The organism is Saltatorellus ferox (assembly GCA_007751475.1).
Lineage (GTDB): Bacteria > Planctomycetota > UBA1135 > UBA1135.
Map to the genome: position 1 here is coordinate 2,301,173 of CP036434.1, position 17,207 is coordinate 2,318,379.

Sequence of the window (17,207 nt, forward strand, 5' to 3'; positions counted from 1 at the left end):
TCTTCGGTCACTCCACCGTCTTCAGGATCGGCTCGGGATCGAGTTCGATCCGCAGGTCCTTGAAGCTCACCTCGAAGGGGTTCGCGCTGGAGTGGATCTGGAACGCGAGGATTCCGCGGTACGTCGGTTCCGGGTCGGTGAAATCGACGCAGAGGTGGCCGTTGATGGCGGTCTGGATCCGATCTCCGACGGCGAGGATCTCGTAGGTGTTCCAGTCGCCGGTCTCGACCGGCACGTCCTCGGCCTGGACGAGCATGGCGCGGCCGTGCTCGTCGTAGAGCGAGCCCCACCAGCCCACGCCCATGTCGGCCTGGTAGCCGGCCACGCCGCTCTCCTCGTTGAGGTGGCTACGGAACTGGATCCCGCTGTTGCCTCCATCAGGATCGAGCTTGACGTCCACGATCAGGCGAAAATCGCCGACCTCGAAGTCACTGATGAGGAACTCGTTCGAGGCGATGCCCGGCGTCGTTCCGACGATCGCACCTTCCCTGACGCTCCAGAGGTCCTCGTCGCCGATCCATCCGGCCAGCGTCTCTCCGTCGAAGACATGGTCGAGGCCGCTTTCGGTGAGGCGCATCGGCACCTGGCGCTCGCTCTGCAGGTACGCGACGAGCGCGACGGCCTCGTCCTCGGCGAGCGTCTCCAGCTGTCCCATGGGCATGAGGGAGTTCGGATCGATCCGGCGCGCCTGTATGTCCGCTTTCTCGATGAAGACGTCCTCGTTCTCACCGCGGAGGGTCAGCGTCTCGTCGTCTTCCTCGAGGGCGATTCCGTTCAGGAGCTGGCCGTCGTTCGTCAGCACCACGGTCATCTGATACTCCTTCGGGATGATCGCGTTCGGAGCGACCATGTTGTGGAGCAGGTAGTCGAGGTCCGAGCGGTTCGCACCCGTGATGTCGGGGCCGATGTCGAGTCCCTCGCCGTACAGGGAGTGGCAGCGCTGGCACGTGCGGCTGAAGACCTCGCGTCCGTGAGCCAGGTCGGCGCTCGCGAGCCTTTCCTCGGTGAGCCTTTCCTTCCACGCCGCGATCTGCTCCATCACGTTGCTCTCGTCGGGCTTGACGGTGCCCCAGACCTCCTCGATCCGGGCGCTGAGGGCGTCGCTCTCCATGGCGCTCATCTTCCGCAGGCTGTAGGCCGTGATCGCAGCGCGATCGACGATGCCGTTCTCGACGCCGTCGAGGAGCGCGAGCGCGGAGTCGGCGCGCGAGGTCAGTGTGGCGATCGCGTCCCGGCGCTCGCCCTCGTCGAAAGACTCGAAGCGCTCCAGGATCGCCGCGGGGACCCGCGCATCGTCGAACACGCTGAGCGCTTTGAGGGCTGCGGACCGGAGGTCTTCATCCGCGAGGGCATCGCAAAGGAGAGGCAGTGACGGAACGTCCTTGCCGGCTCGAAGGCTCGCGACGGCGAGGAGGCGACGCTCCAGCGGCGCGTTCGGATCGGCCAGGGCTGCGCGGAGCGCCGGAAAGGCCGCCGGGTCACCGAACATCGCGGCGAGCACCAGCGAGGTGTCGCGGACGCGGTCGTCCTCGCTCTTGGCCAGCGACGGGTACGCATCGCTCCAGCCCCTGGGCATGTCGAGCCGGCTGCGCTGCCCGATCGCGTCCATCATTGCTCCGAGGATCTGGCGGCGCTCGGCGTCGTCCGAGGTCCGAGCCAGCAGCGCCACGATCGTCTCGCGGCCGTCCTCTTCGTGGGCGGCGCGGCGGATGATCCAGTCCTTGATCACGGGGAGCTTCGATCGCGCGGCGAGGCCCATGGCGCGCGCGGGATCCTTCGCCACAAGCGGTTCGATTCCGTACCAGAGAAGGAACGGTACGTTCTGATCTCCGGCGTCGACCGCGTGCTGGACGAGGCTGTCAGCGAGGTTCCAGCGGTAGGGCAAGGGCAGGCGCTGCAGCGCGCAGGCCATGTGGAGTCGAACCACCGGCGACGATTCTTCGGGCGCGAGTCTCTGCATCTCGAGCAGGAATCGCGGCAAGGGGGCGCGGTCTTCGCAGGCGAGCTGAATGGCCCAGGCGCGAAGCTCGGGCTCCTGGCTCTTCAGCTGCTCCAGCAGGAGATCGGTGCCCGACTCGCCGCGGGTTGCGCCCGCCGCGTGGAGGGTCCAGAGCGCGCGGAGCCTGCGCGTGAGATCTTCGTTTCCGTCGAGGATCAGACGCAGCTGGGCCACGCCCGCGCCGGAGAGCCCACGCTCTTGCAGAAGGCGCCGCGCCGTACGGACGTACCAGTCGTTCCCGTTCAGCTGGAGCTGGATCAGCTCCGACTCGTTCAGAGCACCGAGGTCCACGTGGACGGGGTCGAGGTCCCCGTACGAGATCCGGTACATGCGTCCGTTGGTACGGTTCCAGATCTCATCGGAGGGGTAGTGGCACGCCTGTTCGTCGTACCAGTCGATGAGCACCACCGAACCATCGGGGCCGTAGCGCATGTTGATCCCGCGGAACCAGAAGTCGTTGGCGAGCAGGAGGTCCTGGCCGTGCTTGCCCACGTAGCCGGAACGATCCTTCTCGAGGATCTCGCGGTTCACGCGGTTGCCGTGGACGTTGTTGACGAATAGGTTGTTCCGGTACTCGTCAGGCCAGTCGCCGCCGAGGTAGATCATCGCGCCGCAGTGCGCGTGTCCGCCGCCCACGTCGGACGAGACGCCGTTGCCGTCGTGGGGCAGGTCTCCGAGGTAGTGCAGGTGATCGGCGGCGGTGCCGATGTCGGCGTAGATGTGATCGTTGAAGTGATCGCCTGCCTGGCGCTGGTAGCGGCCGCCAGGCACGAGGTGGAAGAGGTGGGGGATCACGCAGGCGGTGACGAAGGCGCGCCCGTGGTCGTCGAAGTCAAGGCCCCACGGGTTGCTCGTACCCCAGGCAAAGACCTCGAAGTCACGGCGCGTCGGGTGGTAGCGCCAGACGCCTGCGTTGATCGGGACCCGCGCGTGATCGGGCGTACCTGGCTTGCCGACATCTGAGTAGGTGAAGACGCCGTGGCAGCCGTAGAGCCAGCCGTCCGGGCCCCAGGTGAACGCGTTGAGCGTTTCGTGGGTGTCCTCGTAGCCCCAGCCGTCGAGCAGCACCTCGGGCGGTCCGTCCGGGACGTCGTCGCCGTTCGCGTCAGGAATGAAGAGAAGCTCCGGCGCGGCGCCGATGAAGACGCCGCCGAAGCCGACTTCGATGCCGCTGACGAGGTTGAGCCCGTCGGCGAAGAGCGTGCGCTTCTCGTAGGACCCGTTGCCGTCCGCGTCCTCGAAGATGATGACCTTGTCCTCGCCTTCGCCCTCCTCGCGCTTGAAGGGGTAGGCGTAGGCCTCGAGCACCCAGATGCGTCCCCGCTCGTCGAACGTGAAGGCGATCGGCTGGTGCAGATCCGGTTCGGCCGCGAGGACATCGACCTGGAAGCCACCGGGAAGCGTCATCGCGCGGACGGCTTCCTGCGGCGTGAGCCCCGCGTTCTCGATTTCGTCCGGCACGCTGGACAGCTCCAGGCCCGGCGCGAACTCCGGACGCTCGGCGTAGAGGCGGAAGTGGTCGAAGTTGATGTGGCCCCAGTGGCCCGTCAGGTCGTCGACGATTCGAAGGAAGACCACCTTGCCCACATGACCGGTCAGATCGAGGACCGTCGGACGGAGAGTCTCGTGGTCGTAGCCCGTCGAGGTGCCGATCGTGACGCCGTCCTCCTGGGTGACGACATCGACGTGGAGCTGCCGACGGCGGCCGCCGGCGATCAGGAAGGCGGCGAAGGGCTCCGTGAGGACGAAGGGAGCGGACGTGAGCTTGCCGGTCTTGTTGTCGCCGTGGAGCTCGTAGCCTCCGATCCAGTAGGCGCCGTGGTGAGCGCTGTTCATGTCCTTGCGCTCGGCGACCGTGTCGCCGAGGATCGGCTGGCCCTCGAAGGCCTCGCCTTCCACGGTCCAGTCGGAGAGGTCGCCGCGCTCGAAGTCGAGGTTCAGCGGCTTGCCGTCGGTGCCGCGCGGTGCGATCGCACCGGCGGGGAAGCGCTCGTCCGGCGCAGGAGCTGCCGGGGCTGGCACGGTGACGACGCGGGCAGTCGGTGAGCCAGCGTCGCGCTGGAGGTGCACGGAGGTGCCGGTCTTGTTGCCGACGACCACATCGGTGCGGCCGTCGCCGTCGATATCGCCGGCGACGATCTGCGTGCCGACGCCAGACGCGTCGTCGATGAGGTGGGGGAGGAACGCGACCGCGTCGCCTTCGGAGCGCCGAAGCTCGAACCACATCAGGTAGGGCGGATCCGAGGAACCGGGCTCCCGACGGCCGTGGGAGAGGTAGCGCTTGCCAGTGACGACGTCGAGAAGCCCGTCCCCGTTGACGTCGACGAGGTCCAGCGCGTGCAGCTCGGACACCGCCATGGGGCAGTCGTGCTCCCCCTCCTTGGAACCCATGATCGGGTGCTCGACGAACGTGCGCGCGCCGTCCTCGGCAATGGACTCGAACCAGGAGAGGCCATAAGAGTGGGCGCGGAGGCTTCCGATCACGTCTTGGTCGCCGTCGCCATCCACGTCGGTGACGAGCATCTGAGCGCCGCCGTAGTCGGGGCTGAACGTCTGCTTGTGGAAGGTCCACTCCGGGTCGCCCTCCAGGCTCTCGGGCTGCTCGAACCAGCCGAAGTTCAGCAGCACGTCGGGGCGGCCGTCGCCGCTGAGATCGCCGACGCCCATGCCGTGGGTGAACTTCCCGAGGCCGAGGTTGCGCGAGAAGTCGTGACGCGTCCACCGAGCGAACGGATCCGCCTTGTCGCGCCCGAACCAGCACATGAGGCCCTGGGAATGGCAGACGAGATCCTCCAGTCCGTCCCCGTCGATGTCGGTGAAGGCGGGCGACTCGTTGTCCACCGCGTCGTGAACGACCGAGCGCCTCCAGTGAACGTGCTCCTCGCCCTCGGGCGTGTCGCCGGGGTTCTGGAACCACCAGGCCTCCTGCCCCGGGAACCCGATGACGAACAGGTCCAGCCACCCGTCCCCGTCGATGTCGGTGCTCCAGTCGAAGAAGTGGTCCGAGTACCCTGCGACGTCGAAGGCCTTCGGCTCGTAGATCTCGTGGCGCTCGGCGAAGCCAGGTCCTTCGTACCAGTAAGGTCCGGAGGCCACGTCAGGGGCGCCGTCGCGGTTGAAGTCGCCGAAGGTGGCGCCCTCCCCGAAGAACTCCGAGGTGAGGCGATGGGCTCCCCACGCGAGTTCAGGCCCGGCTTCCTGCGGGCAGGCCGTTGCCGGGAGGATGAGCAGCGTCAGGGATGAGAGGATCATGAAGGACGTTATACCCCACCTTCGGGGTATCGCCGCGATCGGGCGATGCCGATACCGTGCGCTTACCTGGAGAGTCGCGTTGTCTCCGGTGGCATGCCGTGATCTCTCGGAGGTCGCGCGGCGCTGCTCTCCGTTCCTTCGATGACAACGCCGTTTCGCGCAGGACCCCGTGATGGCCACCTTTGCGCTCGCCCCTGACGCGCCGCTCATCGTTTACAGAGCGGTTGCTCGTTCATCGGTAACCTCAGCGGCCCTGTGGTTCTAACATGCCCACTCCCCCGCCCCTGACTCTTCACCCGTCGTCCGCCCGTAAAGGGAATTCCATGCACGTTCTTTGCGCTCGCGCTTTCGCACTCCTCTCACTCTTTGCGCTCACCTCCCTGGCATCCAGCGCGGCGCCTTCTCAGCAGAAAGATGTCCCCTTCGAGGAACTTGGGAAGGCTTTCGTGAAAGAGAACTGCCCCGAGGGCTCAGGAGGTGCCGCCTGTCCGCTGGAGGACGTGCTGGCCAGGCGCTACGCGACGCTCCGAGCGGGCGCGTTCGATCTCTCGTTTCCCCTCGACTTCTTCGGGGACAAGCGCAGCGGCGAGATTGAGGTGGTGGTTCAGGCGGTCCTCGACCTCCAGGGCGAGTGGTTCAAGCGCTTCGCCAGGGAGCCGGCCACCCTGGAGGCGGCGCAGAAGGACATGCTCGTCCTCACGGACTGGGTCGACGGCTGGAGCAAGGGCGATCTCAAGAAGGTGTCGAAGGGCGAAGGAGGCTCTCTCTTCGATCTCATGGAGGCCGGGGAGGGCGTTCGCGAGGCCTCCGCGCGCCTCGCGCCGATGATCTACGACGAGGAGACCATGGCCGTCACCCCGCAGTTCATCCAGGACATCCGGATGGTCTTCTGCCCGACCCGACTCAGCTTCATGGAGATGGTGGGCTACGGCGGTATGGTCTCTCCTGCCGTTCGCCAGTCGGCCTGGCACTCGGGGACCGCCGAGTGGACGCAGCTCTGGATCGACCAGACCATGGTCGTCGCCCTCGAGTACTCGCCGTGGACGGATGATCCGAAGTTCCAGCTCGGCATGTCGATGAACAAGTTCGACAAGCAAGGTCAGCGTCAATTCGTGGTCCAGCAGGCAGCCGCCGCGCTCCTCACGAAGACGCTGAACCGCATGGACCTTCCCTTGCTGGACAAGGGCCTCGCGGTGCACATGACCATCGCCGTTTGTGGCGCGGCCAACACGATCGACGGGGAAGGCTCGATCAGCTCGACGGGCGCGACGACGGCACCCTACGAGCGCTTCGTTCCAGGGGGTAACTCCAACGGCGGAACGCTGCCGGCGATTCCCGCGATCGGCTTCGACTCCATTCAGGAGAGCCACTGGCGCAAGACGAAGTCCGGCGGGCTTTTCTTCGCCGCTCTCGAGGCGGGTCAGAAGCAGGGCGGCAAGCGAGCGAAGAAGGACAACAAGCGCGACCTCTTCAAGCGGCCCGAAGCCCACTTCGAGCTGACGTCGCCCACCGGAAAGCACATCGCCGTGACCGCGCCGTTCCTGGGGCAGCCCGCGACGCAGCGGCCCTATCCGGAGCCGGAGTACCTCAACGACTACCGTGAGTTCTTCCGCTCCTACCAGGCTTGCTTCCTCGACTGGCTCCGCAACACCGGATCGGAAGGCGACAGTGAAGAGGTGGCCAGGGGCAAGTTCCAGCAGCTTCTCTCCAAGCTCTCGCTCGAGAGGGAGGTGAACCTGGACAACGCCGTGCAGGAGATCTACCAGGAGCCGCTCACGACGCTCGACGGAAGCGCCGGACTCGAGTGGCGCTTCCTCACCTGGCTCGAAGATCAGTGAGCTCCTGCCGGTCGTCAGCCCCATGCGAACGGGCCTCCTTACCGCGCTGACGCTGATCGCGTTCGCTGGCAATTCGATTCTCTGCCGCATGGCGCTCCTGCCCGGAAGCGACGGCGCAGGTGCGATCGGCGCGCCTGCGTTCACGGCGCTGCGGCTGCTCTCGGGGGCGCTGGTGCTCGCTCCGCTGCTCCTTCTTGCTGGATCGAAGCAGGCGCTTCCCGTGCGCGAGACCGCGCCGCGGTCACCCTGGCGATCCGCGGGCTGGCCAGCGCTCATGCTCGCCACCTACGCGCTCACGTTCTCACTCAGCTACGTGACCGTGCCCGCCGGGATCGGCGCGCTCATTCTCTTCGGCACCGTTCAGATCCTGATGCTGGGTGTCGCCTTGGCGCGCGGCGAGCGCATGAGCGCGGCCCAGGTCGGCGGATTCCTGGCGGCCATCGCAGGGATCGTGGTGCTCGTCGGACCGTCGGCGGCCAATTCAGCGGCCAGCTCAGGAGACCGGCTCGACTGGGCAGGAGCGGTCCTCATGGTTCTGGCCGGCGTGGCGTGGGGTTTCTACACGCTCCTTGGACGGGGCTCCGCCGATCCCGTCAGACGGACGGCGCAGAACTTCGTCGCCTGCGTTCCCTTCGGCCTGGCTCTTGGCGCGTACGCGCTGTGGGGGGACGATGCCCGGGCGACCACGCGCGGCGTCCTCCTCAGCGTGACCTCGGGGGCCTTGACTTCGGGCGCGGGGTACGCGCTCTGGTACGCGGCGCTACGAGGTCATTCGCGCTCCAGCGCTGCCGCCGTGCAGCTGCTCGTCCCGGTGCTCGCGGCGCTCGGCGGCATGGTCTTCCTCGGGGAAGAGCCCGGCGTCCGCTTCGCGGTGGCGTCCGTGCTGGTGCTCGGCGGGGTCGGCGCTGCGGTCTTGCTTCCCTCGGCTCCTCGGGCACGCCCGTAGCGCCCCTGGCGCTTCAGCCGTGCGGGTCGAAGGCCACGTCGAGGTCGTACCCGCGGGCACAGCGCACGTCGGTCGACTCTTCCGCTTCGCGGATCAGCCTCAGCGTCTCTTCGGACTTCTCGCGCTCGGTGTGATGCAGGTGAAAGACGATCCCCCGGTTGAGCAGCGCCTTCCTGGGGATGCCGGCACGGATCAGACGCAGTTCGAGATCGCGGTCCTCGTGGCCGTAGACGTTCCAGTCCTCGTTGTAGCCGTTGACGGCCACGAAGGCCGACTTCGGGAGGCTGAAGTTCACGCCCATCAGCTTGCGCGGGCGCGGATGCAGCAGACGTGCGATCGGGCGGGGGAGGCGGACGCCGAGGCCCAGGCGCCTGGTGTCGCCCGCCAGGCTGCTGCGCATCAGAGTGGGGGTGAGGAAGCTGTCGAAGCTCCCGCGCATGATCTGGTCCGTCGTGACGGCGGGCGACAGCTCGGGGCCGAGCTTGACGCGCCTTCCGCAAAGCACGTGGCGCCCATCGGCGCTCGCCAGGTGATCCGCCACCCATTCGGGGTGGGGGAACGAGTCGCCGTCCAGGAAGATGAGCTGTTCGCCCTGCGCGCGGCGAGCGCATTCGTTCATCACGCGTGCCTTGCGATAGCCCACGTCTTCCTGCCAGACGTGGTGGAGCGGGAACGGCAGGTCCGCCGCGTAGCGCTGCACGAGGTTGCGCGTCTCCACACGCGAGCCGTCGTCGCCCACGATCACCTCCAGCGGAGGGCGGCTCTGGCGCAGGAGCGCCACGAGCGCCAGCTCCAGCTCGCGCGGCTGGTTGTAGGTCGCGATGATGACCGACGCTGTGATCGAAGGAGGCATGGAGCGCGTATCGTAAAACCGCAATGTAAGAGAAGCGGACGCAGCTCCGAAGAACTGCGTCCGCTTCCGCCGGACAGATTCAGATCAGAAGATCTAAATCAGCCGTCCAGCTCGCTCGGCTTCCAGCCGGTCACGGTGCGCTCTGCGCCGCTGACCTGCTTGTACTCGTAGGCGGTGCCGACGCGGTCCCAGGCGTCCTTGGACCAGAACTGGATCGGGTTCAGGATCAGGGTGTCGCCGATGGCGGCCACGAAGCCGACGATCGGGTAAGCCGGAAGGATGTCCTGAAGGAGGGCGCCGTGGATCCAGGAATCCTCGGAGTACTTCTGGTTCACGTAGGTGTCCCAGGTGCGGCTGAGGCGCTTGGGACCCGACTGGCAGGACGTCGTGGCGAAAGTAGTGGCCGCAAGGGCGGCGATCAGCAGTGAACGCTTCATGTCGTTAGTTGCGGCCGACGCGGGTGCGCGGCCGAGGGGGTTTCCAAATCAGTGATTCGGGGGGGGATGGGCGAGAGACGATAGCCGAGCCCGCCGAAGATCGGGGGGCTCGATTGGGCGATTCGGCCCATGTGGCCGGAAATTCGCGGCTCTCCCGCGTGCCCTGTGGATGGGTTCGGGAGTCATTCGCTGGAACTGGCCCCCTGTTTCATGGAAATGCGGCCGAGACGGACACAGAGGCCCATCTCGGCCGCATTAAGGGCCGCTCATGTTGGCCGAAAGGTCAGTCTCGCTCGGCCTCGGCGGAGTTCGCTTCGAACAGGGCTTGCAGCTCTTCCTCCTCGTCCTCGAACGCGATCCATTCCGTCGTTTGCTGCTCCGGGTCGTTGTGCACCTCGAACGTCTGGGTCTGCACCGTACCGTTCACGCTGAGACGAGCCGTGAACACGCCCGGGCCTACCCGGCGGGCGCGGCGACGTCGGCCGCTCTCCTGGGCGCCACTGGACTGGCGCAGGTCCCAGCGCGCCAGGTGCAGTCCGCGATCCTCGGCGACGTCCAGCGTGGCGACCACGTTGCCGCCCGCTCCCAGGATCTCCAGGGTCGCGTCCTTCGGCTTCTTCGTGAAGGAGTAATAGATCGCCGCGCCTTCGGTCGGGTTCGTCGCCTGGAAGGCGTGCAGCCCGATCGTGCCACGGTCCTTCCCGCGCGCGCGCATGTGCACGTCCGTCGGCTCGAGCAGCGTGGCGTCCGCCTCCAGCACCTCCTTGTCGATCTGGCGCAGCGCCGAGACATCCGCGATCCAGACACTGCGTCCGTGGGTGCCTGCGACGAGCTCGTTGAGCTCCTCGTGCAGCGCGAGGTCGTGCACAGGAACGGTGGGCAGGTTGCTGTTGAAGCGCGTCCAGGACTCACCGCGATCGATGGAGACAAAGACGCCGAACTCGGCGCCGAGGTACAGGAGGTCTTCGTTCTCGGGATCCTCCAGGATGGCACGGACCGAGCCGGCTTCGTCGGGCAGGTTCGAGCGCAGGGACTTCCAGGAACGGCCCAGGTTCTCCGACACGTAGACGTGGGGGAGCGTGTCGTCCGAGCGGTGCCCGTCGAAGGTGGCGTAGACACGCTTCGACTTGTGCGCCGAGGCTTTCAGGTCGCTGACGTAGCGGCGACCCGGCAGGAGCTGATCGAGCGTGTCCTTGACAGGCTTCTTCTTCTTGGCCTTCTTCGGCTTGTCGCCCTCTTCTTTCCCTTCGTCGTCCTTCCCTTCTTCTGCCTCGCCGGAGTCCTTGGCGTCGACCACCTCGGACCCCTTATTCGATTCAGCTTCCGTTTCCGCCTTGGCCTCGGCCTTGGTGGCCGCCGCGGCCCGGGCGTTCGCGCTCGTTTCAGCTTGGCCCTCGGTCGCGCCGTCCCGGGTTCCGGTCCATTCGAAGCGGAACGCATCGTCCGCCGCAGTGATCGTGCCCGACATGGTGCCCGCGGCGACGTCCACGTCCGCGCTGAACTCGAGGGTCAACGCATCGCCCTTGAAGCGGAACGCGAGATCGCCAGTGGACTCTTTCCACCGGACGCGGCTCAGGGAACCCGAACCGATATCCGAGTCCATCTTGCCCGTGACCTTGCCCAGTGGATCGATCTCGATGGTCAGCGTGAACTTCCCGTCGTCGTCGGTGTCGATGCCCTCGCCCTTGGCCTTGCAGGACCACGTGCCCGAGAGCGTCGTGTCCACGGCCGCGGCGGGCGCAGCGGCCGGCTCGAGGACGCGCGACACGCGCTTCGCCGACTCAGAGGTCGTGATCGCCTTCACGGCGTCGGCCTTTGCCTTGTCCTCTTCGAACGCCGGCTCGCCGTTCAGCGCCATCAGGTCGACCCATTCGGCGCCGCCGTTCTCGGTCATCCAGAGCGCTCCGTCGTCCGTGCCGACGTAGAGAACGTCCTGGTCCATCGGAGACTCGGCGAGCGCCACGGCGGCGCCGCGGTCCGTCGCGGAGATCTCCGGCGAGATCCGGCGCTGGCCGCTGCCCATCTCGACGGAGCGGAAGACGTAGTTGCCCGCGCTGTAGTAGATCTGGCTGTTGAAGTTCGACAGCAGGAACGGCGTGTTCCAGTTGAACCGGAACTCGACCTCGTCGTCGCCGCCCGGGGAGCGGGGTTTCAGGTAGCCGCCCTGGCCGCTGCCGAAATCACGTCGGCCCATGCCGCCGTTCTGGCTCTCGTAGTAGACGAGGTCCGCGTTGTTCGGATCCACGATGCAGCGGAAGCCGTCGCCGCCGCCGACGCGGAACCAGTCGAGGTTCGTCGCGCCACCATCGGTCGTTCTCGACGGGCCGCCCCAGGAGCCGTTGTCCTGGAGGCCGCCGTAGATGTTGTACATCGTGCGCGGCCCGACCGTCACGTTGTAGAACTGCCCGAGCGCAACCTTGTTGTGGTGCTCCCAGGTCTTCATGCGATCGCGCGTGACGTAGATCCCGCCGTCGTTGCCGAGGATGATGCGCCGACCGTCGGTCGGATCGATCCAGAGGGCGTGGTGGTCCACGTGGACGTCGTTCCCGTGGCCGTCGGAGCTGAAGGTCTCGCCGCCGTCCTCCGAGCGGTGGAGGTAGGTCCCGAGCACGTAGACGTAGCGCTCATCGCTCGGATCGACGCGGATCTCGCTGTAGTACATCGGGCGCGGGTTGAGGGAGTTGATCCGCTTCCACGTGGTACCCGCATCGGTCGACTTGAAGATGCCGCCGTACTCGAATCCGTCGGGGCCCTGCTCGTCCTGGGCGTTCGAGCGCTGGCCGCCGAGGCCGATGCCGAACGGTCCCTCGCGCCTGCGCCCATGGATGTCGGTGCTGTCCTCCTCGTCTGCGGGGCGCTTATCGAAGGTGATCTCCAGCTCGAGGAGCTTGCCGTCGCGCACGACCTCCAGCTTCGCCGTGTCGCCCGCGAAGAAGTCGCGCAGTTTGCGACGTAGCCTGTCTTGATCGAGGATGGCGGTGTCCGCGATCCTGAGGATGATGTCTCCTTCCTTCAATTCGGCTTTCGCCGCAGGCGACCCTTCCTCCGTGGAATTCACGAGCGCGCCAAGGTCCGACCTTCCCATGGAGACGCCGAACCAGGCCGCGTTGTCGGGTTCCTGGGTGATCTTCTCCGTCTCGACCACCGCGAAGAGGTGGTCCGGCTCGGAGGCAGACCAGGACATTCCGATCCGGCCGAGGATCCCCGTCGGAAGTCCCGCCGTGGGCTTCTCCCAGGTCTTGCCGCCGTCCCGCGTCAGGAAGATGCCGGAGCCGTCGCCCCACTTGATCGCGGGGTCGTTCGTGTCGAACATGTCGCGTCGACGCTCGTAGGTCGCGATCGCGATCGTGTCGGGATCCGTCGGGTGCATCTTGACCTCGACGACGCCCGTGTCCTCGTCGACGTAGTGGATCTTCTCCCAGGTGTAGCCGCCGTCCACCGTCTTGTAGAGCCCGCGTTCTTCGTTCGGACCCCAGAGGCGTCCGAGGGCGCCGACGTAGACCGTGTTCGGGTCCTCGGGGTGCACGACGATGGTGCTGATCTGGAACGTGTCGGAAAGACCCGCATGGCGCCAGGTCGCGCCGCTGTCCCGCGAAACGTAGACACCGTCGCCCCAGGAGACGGAGTTGCGCGGGTTGGTCTCGCCGGTGCCGACCCAGAGGACCGTGGGGTCCGAAGGAGCCACGCAGATCGCCCCGATGGAGGAGACACGCTGGTTCGTGAACTGGTGCTCGTACGTCACGCCGCCGTTCGTCGTGTGGACGATGCCGCCGGTCGCGGTGCCGATCCAGTACTCGGCCGGGTCGTTCGGGTTCGAGGTGATGTCGGAGATCCGCCCGCCCATGTTGGCCGGGCCGACCGACCGCCACGTGTGGGCAGCGGCCCAGTCCGCCGGGAGAGCACCCTTGACCTCGATCGGGCCGCGTTCTGGCAGCGGGTCCTTCTCCTCCGCCTTTTCCTCTGCCTGATCCGCGGGGGTGGCTTCCGCGCTGGGCGCACTTGCCTCCTGAGCATGGGCCTGAAGGGAGGGCAGCGCCAGCGCGGCGGCTGCGATCAGGGCCAGCCTTGCCAGGGAGCGGCCAGGCGAGGAACTCTCCGGAGAAGCGGATGAAATAGGATCGATCATGGGTCGAGTCAGCTTGGAGGGACGGGTGAATTCGCGCACGTGGACGATAACGCCAGAGCCGCATGGGCTCGGTTCGGGTTGTGTCTCACCCTTGCTTCAGCGGTTCCGCGGCCCGAGGTGGGGAGCTACAGACTCATCCAGGCTCGGATTGAGTCGTTCGCCGGGCCCGGGGAGGTCGGCCGTGGCACGAGGGGAGATCGATGCGGAGAAGGGGCCAGAGAGGTTGCGCATGGCTGGCAGGGCGTCAGACTGACAGGATGCGACCGCACCGCGCCCCGGAGACTTGCTTCTCCCTCCTCGGCCAGATTGGGCTCTGGCCCATGGCTGTCTGCCTGATTCTCGGCGGGTGCTCGCTGCCGCCGCCTGCCGAGGACAAGCCTCTTACAGGGGAACTCGACGACGCCTTTCACGTGGACTCGAGCGTTGCGGGAGCAGGCGCGGACGTGACCTCGGATCGGACCGGTTCGGGGCCGGTGCGGCCTGAAGGACCGTCGGCTGCCGTCGATTCCAGACTCCTTCCCGATGATGTTGAATCGCAAGCCGCCAGCGACGGAACTCTGGCGGCGGGCGCAGAAGGGCCCTCTGGAGCCGCGGCCGATTCGCCGGGAGGTGGACCAGCGGCAACGCAGCCCCCCACGGACACGAAACCGCGCCCGACGACTGGCTCGGTCGGAGGCTCAGTCGGAGGCTCAGTCGGAGGCTCGGTCGGCATCTCGCTCGGTGACCCGTCGACTTCGGTCATCGTGGTCCAGGAGTCGTCCGGGTCGAGCCTGGAGCCCGTGGGGGACGCCACGGAAACGGTGACGGGTGGAAGCGCCGAGGTCGACGCGAAAGCCGTCGAGCGCGATCCGGACGTGGACCCACCCGTGGGCGTCGAGTCGGAGCTCGAACCGAGAGATCTCGGCGCGACCGTTTCCGATGGGAAGCTGACGGAAACCGGCAGCTCGGCGGAGCGCGCAGGTGGGGTGGGTACGCCTCCCGTAAGTCCTGCCGGCGCCGCTGCGGCCGAGGGAACCGTCGACGCTACGGACGCCGCGCTTGCCTCGGGTTCGAGGGCCTCAGGTTCGACGGGCTCAGGTTCGACGGGCTCGGGCGCGTCAGGCCCAGGCGCAGCGGACCCGGTCCCAGCAGGCTCGGGCGCGACTGGTTCGGGCGGGGCGACCAGGGGGCCCTTCACCTTGGGCAAGTTCACGACGGACGAAGGGGCGGCGATGACGTACGAGGTCGGTGACGCCGCCGCGACGACTTCGTCGGCGACGTCGACCGAAGCCGGGGCGCGCAGTCCAGCGACGATCGTGTTCATTCACGGCTGGTGCGGCAACCGGACCCAGTGGCGAAGTCACATGGAGGCGCTCGTCTCCGACTACCGCGTTCTCAGCATGGACCTGCTCGGACACGGAGAGTCCCCGGGCACGGAGCGCGTCGAATGGACCATCCCTCGCTACGGCCGAGACATCGCCGGACTGATCGAGGCGCGCGATCTGCACGACGTGATTCTCGTCGGGCACGCGATGGGTGGACAGGTGGCCCTGGAAGTGGCGCTTCGGGTTCCCGAGCGAGTGCTCGGCGTGATCGGAGTGGAGTCCCTCCACGAGCTCAACGTCGACCCGGCAGGGGCCGCGGACGCGCAAGGGCTGGAGGACTACCTGAAGAAGTTCCAGAAGGACTTCACGGCGGAGTTCAAGAGCTTCATCGAATCAGCGGTGCACCCGGAGACGTCGGACTCGATCCGCGACGCCATCGCCGAAGACGCCGCTGGGTGCCAACCCGAGGTCGCGATCAAGCTCATGAAGCACTTCCAGACGCGCGACCTCAAGAGCGTCGTTCGCGCCATCGAATGCCCCGTTCGATGCATCAATTCGAGCATCTTCAAGACCGACGTCAAGGGCAATCAGTTGCTGCTGCCAGGCTTCGACGCCGAGGAAATGAAAGGCGTCGGTTTCTGGCCGCATATGGAGCAGCCGCAGGCATTTCAGACCATGCTCGTTCCGCAGCTCAAGAAGCTGGCCGCGCCGACGAAGTTAGCAGAGCCCGCGGCCCTGACGGCCCTGAGGCCGGTGCTCTTCTGCGATGATGCGGACATGGAGCGTCTCAGTGCGTTCTACGAGGAGAGGCTTCAGTTCCAGGTGCAGCTGCGGCTGCCGCAGGACCTCGAACAGCCCGCCAGCTTGATCACCCTGGAACGGGACGGTGTGCGCCTTCAGCTCCAGTCGAACGCGTCGCTGGCGACGGACCTCCCGGACGTCAAGAGCGTCGTGACCGGCGGCCAGCTCCTGTTCTTGACCGTGACCGACCTCGCGAGTGAACGTCAGAGGCTCGGCACGGGCGCCGAGCTGCTGATTCCGATTCGCGCGCTTCCCACGGGATCGCAGCAGACGGTGCTGCGCGACCCCGTCGGCAACGTGATCATCCTTCAGCAGGCCGCCAGGCGCGAGGGATGATCAGCGCGAAGGTTGACCAGTCGCGAAGGATGATCAGTCGAGGATCGGAAGGCTGCTGAAGGCCTTGACGGCGAGCCGCTGCGCGAGCCGCCCCGCTGCCGCTCGGAGCGCGTCCGCAGCCACCGACCGCCCTTCCTTCTCCACCGAAACGATCGGCTCGCCGCCGTCGCCGCCGGCGCGCACGCCCGGATCGACGGGCACCTTGCCGAGCACCGGGAAACCGTGCTTCTGGCCCAGCGCTTCCGCGCCGCCCGAGCCGAACACCTCGAACGTCGCGTGGAACACACCGTTCGCTTCGAGGACGACGTTCTGCGTTTCGGAGCCCAGTTCGATCGAGACCTCGGATCCGGCCTCGCCGCCCTCCACCTTGCCCTTGAGCACGAGCCCGGACATGTTCTCGATGATGCCGAGGATCGGCACGTCCACCTGGCGGAACATCGAGATCGCCTTCGTGACGTCGAAGGCGGCGACGGCCTGGGGCGTCGTGACGAGCACCGCGCCGGAGAGCGGCACCTCCTGGGCCAGCGAGAGCTGCGCGTCGCCCGTGCCGGGCGGCATGTCGACGAGCAGGTAGTCGAGTTCGCCCCAGAGGACATCGGTCAGCATCTGGCGAATGAAGCTATGGACCATGGGCCCGCGCCAGATCACCGGCTGCTCATCGGGCACGAGGTACCCGATCGACATGGTCTTCACGCCCCGGCGCTCCTTCGGCACCAGCTTCGTCTTTCCGTCGACCTCGATCTGTTCCGGGTTGCCCGCGAGGCCCATCATCATGGGGACGTCCGGTCCATGGACGTCGCAGTCGAGGAGCCCGACGCGGGCCCCCGTCTGGGCGAGCGCGCAGGCCAGGTTCACCGCGACCGTGCTCTTGCCCACGCCGCCCTTGCCCGAGGACACGGCGACGATGTGCTTGACGCCTTTCGCGGCGTCCCGCGCAGGTCCGCTCGGCCCCTTCACTTCGGCCGTCATCTCGATCTCGACCGAGGTGACCCCGGGAAGTGCCTCGATGAAGCCGCGCGCCTGATCGCGCATCAGGTCCTTCACAGGACAGGCCGGGGTCGTCAGGTTGATGACGACGTCGACGGCGCCGGCGTCCGTCACCTCACAGCGGGTGACGAAGCCGAGGCTCACGATGTCCTGGCTGAGGTCGGGGTCGATCACGCCACGGAGGGCATCGAGGACGGCGTCGCGGGTGGGGGCGGTCACGTTCAATCGGCGGCTGGGCCGCGTGGGGTGGTCTGCGGGTCACCGCCCTTCTCCGGGCGGATTCGTGGACAGGGAGCGTAGTGCCCTGCCCGAAAACTTCGCCTCATTT

At 67.0% G+C, this 17,207-nt stretch carries 8 protein-coding genes; 3 read left to right on the plus strand and 5 right to left on the minus strand.

Annotated features, from left to right (window positions below):
- Positions 1–7: 7 nt before the first annotated feature.
- The gene (locus Poly30_RS08225; protein WP_419191115.1) at positions 8–5,251 is read right to left on the minus strand and encodes a PVC-type heme-binding CxxCH protein; all 5,244 of its coding nucleotides are present in this window, start codon (positions 5,249–5,251) and stop codon (positions 8–10) included.
- 446 nt (positions 5,252–5,697) lie between these two features.
- On the opposite strand from Poly30_RS08225, the gene Poly30_RS08230 reads away from it, so the two are divergent.
- Both Poly30_RS08230 and Poly30_RS08235 read left to right on the plus strand, forming a co-directional pair.
- Positions 5,698–7,089, plus strand: a complete 1,392-nt coding sequence (locus tag Poly30_RS08230; RefSeq protein ID WP_145196139.1) for a hypothetical protein — start codon at positions 5,698–5,700, stop codon at positions 7,087–7,089.
- A gap of 22 nt (positions 7,090–7,111) precedes the next feature.
- Entirely contained in the window at positions 7,112–8,035 is a 924-nt protein-coding gene (locus Poly30_RS08235) for a DMT family transporter (RefSeq protein ID WP_145196141.1), read from the plus strand.
- Positions 8,036–8,048: 13 nt separating this feature from the next.
- Here the strand turns inward: Poly30_RS08235 and Poly30_RS08240 are convergent, their stop codons facing one another.
- From Poly30_RS08240 to Poly30_RS08250, 3 genes are all read right to left on the minus strand, one after another.
- The gene (locus tag Poly30_RS08240; protein WP_145196143.1) at positions 8,049–8,888 is read right to left on the minus strand and encodes a glycosyltransferase; all 840 of its coding nucleotides are present in this window, start codon (positions 8,886–8,888) and stop codon (positions 8,049–8,051) included.
- 98 nt (positions 8,889–8,986) lie between these two features.
- Positions 8,987–9,325: a DUF3332 family protein gene (locus Poly30_RS08245; protein ID WP_145196145.1), complete on the minus strand. Its 339-nt coding sequence runs from the start codon at positions 9,323–9,325 to the stop codon at positions 8,987–8,989.
- A gap of 283 nt (positions 9,326–9,608) precedes the next feature.
- On the minus strand, positions 9,609–13,451 hold the full coding sequence (locus Poly30_RS08250; RefSeq protein ID WP_145196147.1) for a PDZ domain-containing protein: 3,843 nt from the start codon (positions 13,449–13,451) through the stop codon (positions 9,609–9,611).
- 320 nt (positions 13,452–13,771) lie between these two features.
- Here Poly30_RS08250 and Poly30_RS08255 point away from each other — a divergent pair, with 320 nt between their 5' ends.
- Positions 13,772–15,892 carry an alpha/beta fold hydrolase gene (locus tag Poly30_RS08255; protein WP_419191116.1) on the plus strand — a complete coding sequence of 707 codons (2,121 nt, stop codon included), beginning with the start codon at positions 13,772–13,774 and terminating at the stop codon, positions 15,890–15,892.
- 33 nt (positions 15,893–15,925) lie between these two features.
- Here Poly30_RS08255 and Poly30_RS08260 read toward each other — a convergent pair whose 3' ends face one another.
- Positions 15,926–17,098, minus strand: coding sequence for an Mrp/NBP35 family ATP-binding protein (locus tag Poly30_RS08260; protein WP_419191117.1), 1,173 nt, complete (start codon positions 17,096–17,098; stop codon positions 15,926–15,928).
- Between the last annotated feature and the right edge of the window lie 109 nt (positions 17,099–17,207).

Excerpts from the sequence above, each read along its gene's own strand:
- Poly30_RS08225 (WP_419191115.1), bottom strand. The coding sequence starts at position 5,251 with ATGATCCTCTCATCCCTGACGCTGCTCATCCTCCCGGCAACGGCCTGC.
- Poly30_RS08235 (WP_145196141.1), top strand. The coding sequence starts at position 7,112 with ATGCGAACGGGCCTCCTTACCGCGCTGACGCTGATCGCGTTCGCTGGC.
- Poly30_RS08240 (WP_145196143.1), bottom strand. The coding sequence starts at position 8,888 with ATGCCTCCTTCGATCACAGCGTCGGTCATCATCGCGACCTACAACCAG.
- Poly30_RS08245 (WP_145196145.1), bottom strand. The coding sequence starts at position 9,325 with ATGAAGCGTTCACTGCTGATCGCCGCCCTTGCGGCCACTACTTTCGCC.
- Poly30_RS08250 (WP_145196147.1), bottom strand. The coding sequence starts at position 13,451 with ATGATCGATCCTATTTCATCCGCTTCTCCGGAGAGTTCCTCGCCTGGC.
- Poly30_RS08255 (WP_419191116.1), top strand. The coding sequence starts at position 13,772 with ATGGCTGTCTGCCTGATTCTCGGCGGGTGCTCGCTGCCGCCGCCTGCC.